Source organism: Brevundimonas sp., from assembly GCF_013823285.1.
In the GTDB taxonomy this organism is placed as follows: domain Bacteria; phylum Pseudomonadota; class Alphaproteobacteria; order Caulobacterales; family Caulobacteraceae; genus Brevundimonas.
The window spans coordinates 1-5,813 of the sequence record NZ_PNLV01000129.1; the positions used below are offsets into that span (position 1 = coordinate 1).

A 5,813-nucleotide genomic window follows, 5' to 3' on the forward strand; every position below is an offset into this window, starting at 1 on the left:
CACCGACAGCCACAGGCGGCGCGGCTCCTGATTGTTGGCGTACAGGTTCGTGTAGCTGATCGCCCCGGTGCCGGTGTTGCTCACATAGGCCCCGTAGCTCACGAAGTCCTCGTCCAGCAGATTGTAGATCGTGGCGTTGACCGACACGCTGTCCATCACCCGGTACGAACCGCCCAGGTGGAAGACGTCATAGGCCCGGTAGTCGCCCCAGGTGGCCTTGGCCGTGCTGGTGGCGCTGTCTTCGCTGCGATAGCGCTCGCTGCGGTACTCGCCCCGCAGCCACAGGTTCAGCCGGTCCGTGGCGCGCCAGCGCAGGGCCGCGTTCAGCATGTGGTCTGGGGTGTCGTAGAGCGGCTGCCCCGCGGCTGCGCCGCTCTTCTGCTCGCTGTCCGTGTAGGTGTAGTTGCCGTTCAGCGACCAGGCGTCGGCGATGTTCCAGCGGAACGACGCCTCCACGCCCCGGGTCACAGCCTCGTCCACATTGACCGACTGGCCATAGGTCTCCACCGCCGGCCACCAGCCGTAGTCCGAGCAGTTCGGGAAGGCGGTGACGCCCGCGTCGTAATCCGCCTCGCTGAGCCCGAACGAACAGTTGAGCAAGCCCGGCCCGCTGGTGATCTTGTCGTCAAAGGTGTTGTGGAAGATCACCACATTGGCGCGGAAATTGTCGCGGTTGTCATAGAAGAACGCGAACTCGCCAGAGGTCGAGGTTTCCGGCTGCAGGGTCGGCGTGCCGATGGTCGGGCGGGTGCCCTGGCCGGTGAACCCGGTGATTCCCTCGGCGATCTGGTCCAGCCGCGGCGTCTTGAAGCCCTGGCTCACGCCACCCTTGATGGTCCAGTTGTCAGTGGCGTTCCACACCACATAGGCGCGCGGGCTCACCTGATCGCCGAAGGTGGAGTGGTCGTCGTAGCGAACGCCCAGCGTCAGGGCCAGATTGTCGGCGAATCGCCACTCGTCCTCTGAGAACAGCGCCCACTGTTCGTGGGTGTAGGGCGCGGGCGCCACGCCATCGACCATCTCGGCGTCCCAGAACTGACCGCCCAGGGTGGTAGTGTGATTGCTCCAGCGCGTGAAAAGCTTGGTGTCGAAGACGGTGTTGGACGCTTCAAGCACACGCGGATCGCCCGCCTCGCGGTCGGTGCCGGGCACGTCTTCCGGCAGAATCCGGCCGAGGGTCTCGCGGGTGCTGTGCGACAGGGTGCTCTGGAGCTCGCCGAACGGCAGGCGCCAGTCGTGCGCGAGGACGAATTCCTCCTGGTTGAACCGCTGGTCCGGGCCGTAGCCGCGCGTGCCCAGGGTGCCCAGCTGGGCGGTGCTGTTGTCGTACCACTGACGCTGGATGTCCGCGTCCAGATAGAGGTCATGGTCCGGATGCGGCGTGACGTTCAGCCGAGCGCCCAGCGACCAGATCTCGTTCTCCACCGGGCTCGGCCCGCGCTCGCTGACGATGGCCGTGCCGCCGTCATCCAGCTCATAGGTCAGGCTGGACGCCTCGCGGGTCGAATAGCGGCCGCGCAGGGCCAGACCGAGCAGGTCCGTGATGATCGGCCCCTGGGCGTAGAAATTGGCGCCGTAGATGTTGCCGAACTGGCTGTCGCTCTGGACCGTGCCGTCAGCGGAGAAGGCGCCCGCCCACTCGCCGCCCGTGCGGCGGGTGATGATGTTGACCACCCCGCCCATGGCGTCCGAGCCATACAGGGTCGACACCGGTCCCCGCACCACCTCGATGCGCTCGATGGCGGACATGGGCGGGATGAAGCTGGACGAGGTCTCGCCGAATCCGTTGGGCGTCACATTGCCCGCCGCGTTCTGGCGACGACCGTCCACCAGCACCAGGGTGTAGTCGCTGGGCATGCCGCGGATCGAGATGTTCAGCCCGCCCGTCTTGCCGGCGGAGGCGCCCACATCAACGCCCTCCACGTTCGCCAAGGCCTCGGCCAGACTCTGGTAGCGGGTTTCCTGCAGCTGTTCGCGCGACAGCACGCTGATCGAGGCCGGGGCCTGCTCGACACGTTGCTCGAACCCGGAGGCCGTCACCACCACCGCGTCCACCTCGGTCACCGGCGCGTCGGACGCCTCGTCCGCCAGAGCCAGCCCGGGCGCGCAGACGACGGCGGCGGCCGTCATCAGAAGGGTTCGAGACGAGAAACGGCGGATGAACATGAGAGGGCGCCCCTGGGGAGTGAGTTGAGAGCGGCTCTCATAAACCTCTGCAAACGAGACGCAACAAAATTGCGAACGATTATCATATGAACTTTTGCAACAGCGCGAGGGCATGGCGCAAACCGCTCTTGCAAATCGTTCTCACTTCATGGCATGGCCCGGGACCGTCATTTTTCGCCCCGGATTCCCTCGCCTTCATGTCGACCCCCGCCACAGCCGCGCGGCCCGCCGCCGCCCTGAACGCCCGACGGTCGTTCTGGCTGAAGCAGCTGCACCAGTGGCACTGGATCAGCGCGGGTCTCAGCCTGGTGGGCATGATCCTCTTCGCGGTCACGGGGATCACCCTGAACCATGCGGCCCAGATCCCCGCCGAGCCCGTGACGGTGGAGCAAACCGCCGTCCTGCCCGCGCCCATGCTGTCGCGACTGGAAGCCTTGGGCGCGGAGACCACCGATCCCCTGCCCGGCGCCGTGGCGCGTTGGCTGGACGGGGAACTGGGCGTGTCGACGGCGGGCAAGCCCACCGAGACCATCGATGTGGAGGTCTATGTGGCCCTGCCCGCGCCGGGCGGCGACGGCTGGCTGACCATCGACCGGGCCACCGGCGATGTGCTGCACGAACAGACCACCAACGGCTGGATCGCCTACCTCAACGACCTGCACAAGGGCCGCAACACCGGCGTGGTCTGGGCCTGGTTCATCGACATCTTCGCGGGCGCCTGCGTGGTGTTCTGCCTCACGGGCCTGGCCCTGCTGTGGCTGCACGCGCGCGGTCGCCCCTCCACCTGGCCGCTGGTGGGACTGGGTCTTCTGATCCCGCTCATCATCGCCCTCATCTTCATTCACTGACGAGTTCCATCATGCGCGTCCTGCCCCTCGCCCTCGCCGCCGCCGGCGCCGCCGCCTCTCCGGCCATGGCCGCCGACCTGAACGTGTCGGTGGAGATCCCGCGCATCGCCACGGCCTCCTACCACCGGCCCTATGTGGCGGTGTGGATCGAGCGGGCGGACCGCACCTCCGCCGGGACGCTGGCGGTCTGGTACGACACCGCCCTGCCCGCAGGCGAAGGCAAGGACTGGCTCAAGGACATGCGCACCTGGTGGCGCCGCGAGGGCCGCGCCATGACCCTGCCCGCCGACGGCGTCTCCAGCGCCACCCGCGCCCCGGGCCGCCACAGCCTGACCTTCAGCGGAACGCGCGGTCCGCTGCGCAACCTGCCCGCCGGTCAGTACACCCTGGTGGTCGAGGCCGCCCGCGAACTGGGCGGCCGCGAGGAGGTGCGCGTGCCCTTCCGCTGGGGCGGCGCCTCGCCCGCCGCCACCCAGCGCGGATCGTCCGAACTGGGCGCCGTCACCGTTTCCGTCACCCGATAAGCTGTTCAGGATCACCGACATGAAGAAGACCGTCTTCGCCCTCGCCGCCCTGGCCGTTGTGGCCGCCCCCCTGGCCGCCCAGGCTCACCGCGCCTGGATCGCGCCGTCGTCCACTGTGCTGTCGGGCTCGGACGGCTGGATCTCCGTGGACGCGGGCATGTCCAACGGGGTGTTCATCCCCGACCACGCGGCCATGCGGCTGGACGGTCTGGTCATCACCGCGCCGGACGGTTCGGTGGTCTCCGCCGAGAACGAACACCGCGCCCGCTACCGCTCCACCTTCGACGTGCACCTGACCCAGCCGGGCACGTACAAGATCGCCAATGTCTCGTCGGGCTTCTTCGCCAGCTACACCCTGGACGGCGAGCGCCAGCGCTGGCGCGGCGCGGCCTCGGACTTCCCCGCCGCCCTGCCGGAGGGCGCCGCCGAGATCGAGGCGACGGAAAGCGCCAACCGCATCGAGACCTTCGCCACCCTCGGCGCCCCGACCCGGACGGTTTTCGAACCGACTGGACAAGGCCTTGAGCTGGTTCCCGTCACCCACCCCAACGACCTGATCGTCGGCGAGGCCGGCCAGTTCCGCCTGCTGAACGACGGCGTCCCGGCCGCCGATGTGGAGGTCACCGTCGCCCGCGGCGGCTCGCGCTATCGCGACAACCCCGGCGACATGACCGTCACCACCGACGCCGACGGCCTGTTCCAGATCGCCTGGACCGAGGCGGGCCTGTACTGGATCAACGCCTCAGTCCGCACCCCGGCGGGCGAGGGCCGCGCGCACGCCCGCAACGTGCAGTACACCGCCACCTTCGAAGTCCTGCCCTGAGGTGACGGCGCCGGCCAACCGCGTTCTGATCCCGGCGCTGGACCATGTTCCGGCGCGGCCCTCCGGCGCGGTGCTGGTGCTGACCGGCGAAGCCATGGGCACGTCGTGGACGGTGCGCGCGGTCGGCGACCCCGCTGACGGCCCGCGTCTGACCGCCGCTGTGCGGGAAGAGATCGCCCGCGTGGATGAGCAGATGAGCCACTGGCGCGCCGACAGCGCCCTCTCGCGCTTCAATACCGCCCGTCGGGGCGAGGCCCACGTCCTGCCCGGCCCCCTCGCCGGGGTGCTGGCCTACGCCCTGTCGCTGGCGCAGGAAACGGACGGCGCCTTCGATCCCACGCTGGGCGCGCTGGTGGACCTGTGGGGCTTCGGCCCGCCGGGGCCGCGCGCGGATATCCCCGCCGACGCGGAGATCGAAACCGCCCGCGCCGCCGGCGGCTGGCGGCGTCTCGAACAGGACGCCGACGCCCGCTGGGTCCAGCCCGGCGGCCTGCGGCTCGACCTGTCCGGCGTGGCCAAGGGCTTCGCCGTGGACGCCGTCTCCGAGCGCCTGACCGCCGAGGACACATCCCATCATCTGGTGGAGATCGGCGGCGAGCTGCGCGGCCACGGGATCAAGCCCGACGGTCGACCGTGGTGGGTGGAGCTGGAGCAGCCGCCGGGTCTGGACGCCCCCCGCATGCTGGCCGCCCTGCACGGGCTTTCGGTGGCCACCTCCGGCGATCAGGTGCGGGTGTTCGAACACGACGGCCGCGCCTTCTCCCACACCCTGGATGGCCGCACCGGACGCCCGGTGGACAACGGCGTGGCCTCGGTCACGGTGCTGCACGCCTCAGCCATGCAGGCCGACGCCCTGGCCAGCGCCCTCACCGTCATGGGGCCCGCCGTGGGCATGGCCTACGCCGAACGCGAGAGCCTCGCCGTGCGCATGATCCTGCGCGGACCGGACGGCCTGGAGGAGCATTTCAGCCCCGCCTTCGCCGCCATGCTGGATGACGACGCATGACCGCCGATCCCATCCGTTGGGCGTGGGTGGCCGCGGCGATCGTGCTGTGGCTGGTCCTGATCGGGCTGATCGCCTTGCGCCGTGCGCGCAAGACCGGCGACGCGGCCCCGGCCGCCCCCGACGCCACCCTCGTGGTCTTCGCCAGCCAGACCGGGTTCGCCGAGGAGCTGGCCCGCATGACCGCCGCCGCGCTCAACGCAGGCGGCGTCCCGACCGCCCTGAGCAGTCTGGGCGAACTGACCATCGAGCGCCTCGCCGCCGCCCCCCGCGCCCTGTTCCTGGTCTCCACCACCGGCGAGGGCGACGCCCCGGATTCCGCCGTCGCCTTCCTGCGCCGGATGAACCGGCTCGACCTTTCCGGCCTGTCCTTCGGCGTCCTCGCCTTGGGCGACCGCAGCTATAGCCACTTCTGCGCCTTCGGCCGGGCCCTGGACGACTGGCTGGGG

At 69.8% G+C, this 5,813-nt stretch carries 6 protein-coding genes; 5 read left to right on the forward strand and 1 reads right to left on the reverse strand.

Annotation, left to right across the window (positions count from 1 at the left end):
• A partial coding sequence (locus C0461_RS12985; RefSeq protein WP_292107597.1) for a TonB-dependent receptor occupies positions 1-2,166 on the reverse strand: 2,166 nt, incomplete at its 3' end.
• Between the two features lie 197 nt (positions 2,167-2,363).
• On the opposite strand from C0461_RS12985, the gene C0461_RS12990 reads away from it, so the two are divergent.
• The 5 genes from C0461_RS12990 to C0461_RS13010 form a co-directional block, all read left to right on the forward strand.
• Positions 2,364-3,014: a PepSY-associated TM helix domain-containing protein gene (locus C0461_RS12990; protein WP_292107599.1), complete on the forward strand. Its 651-nt coding sequence runs from the start codon at positions 2,364-2,366 to the stop codon at positions 3,012-3,014.
• A gap of 11 nt (positions 3,015-3,025) precedes the next feature.
• Complete coding sequence (locus tag C0461_RS12995; RefSeq protein WP_292107602.1) at positions 3,026-3,538, forward strand: DUF2271 domain-containing protein; 513 nt, start codon at positions 3,026-3,028, stop codon at positions 3,536-3,538.
• Between the two features lie 19 nt (positions 3,539-3,557).
• Positions 3,558-4,361, forward strand: coding sequence for a DUF4198 domain-containing protein (locus tag C0461_RS13000; RefSeq protein ID WP_292107604.1), 804 nt, complete (start codon positions 3,558-3,560; stop codon positions 4,359-4,361).
• A 1-nt stretch (position 4,362) separates the two neighbouring features.
• Positions 4,363-5,367, forward strand: a complete 1,005-nt coding sequence (locus tag C0461_RS13005) for an FAD:protein FMN transferase (protein ID WP_292107606.1) — start codon at positions 4,363-4,365, stop codon at positions 5,365-5,367.
• The coding region (locus tag C0461_RS13010) for a flavodoxin domain-containing protein (protein ID WP_292107607.1) at positions 5,364-5,813 on the forward strand (450 nt) is incomplete at its 3' end. The genes C0461_RS13005 and C0461_RS13010, both read left to right, overlap by 4 nt.

Excerpts from the sequence above, each read along its gene's own strand:
- C0461_RS12990 (WP_292107599.1), top strand. The coding sequence starts at position 2,364 with ATGTCGACCCCCGCCACAGCCGCGCGGCCCGCCGCCGCCCTGAACGCC.
- C0461_RS12995 (WP_292107602.1), top strand. The coding sequence starts at position 3,026 with ATGCGCGTCCTGCCCCTCGCCCTCGCCGCCGCCGGCGCCGCCGCCTCT.
- C0461_RS13000 (WP_292107604.1), top strand. The coding sequence starts at position 3,558 with ATGAAGAAGACCGTCTTCGCCCTCGCCGCCCTGGCCGTTGTGGCCGCC.